We start from the raw sequence: 259 nt of genomic DNA, 5'->3' as shown, positions 1-259 counted from the left end.
CTTGATGTCACGGGTCATGGCGTTAGCGTTTCTTGGGAGGTTTCGGTGTGGATTTGGATTTGGTTTCCGACGCGGGCAACGGAGCCAGCGCCAGGGCGAAACCATTGGGATAGCGCAGGTCGGCCTGCGTGATGGTGCGCCCTTCCAGGCGCCCCGACACGGCGGGCCACGCTTGCACAAAGCGTTGAATGCGAGCTGCGAACGGCAGCGCGCCGGGCAGGCCATGCGGATCCGGCGCATCGGCGCCCGGATCGCGGCC

Annotated in this window: 1 pseudogene; it reads right to left on the bottom strand. The window is 66.4% G+C overall.

Annotation, left to right across the window (positions count from 1 at the left end):
* Window positions 1-22: 22 nt before the first annotated feature.
* A pseudogene (locus SB751_RS32390) lies at window positions 23-259 on the bottom strand (cell division protein FtsQ/DivIB); the annotation flags it as partial.

It is taken from the genome of Cupriavidus sp. SIMBA_020, assembly GCF_046535395.1.
GTDB classification, from domain to species: domain Bacteria; phylum Pseudomonadota; class Gammaproteobacteria; order Burkholderiales; family Burkholderiaceae; genus Cupriavidus; species Cupriavidus campinensis.
The sequence above is the reverse complement of the archived record's forward strand: the minus strand, read 5'-3'. Positions and strand labels throughout refer to the sequence as shown.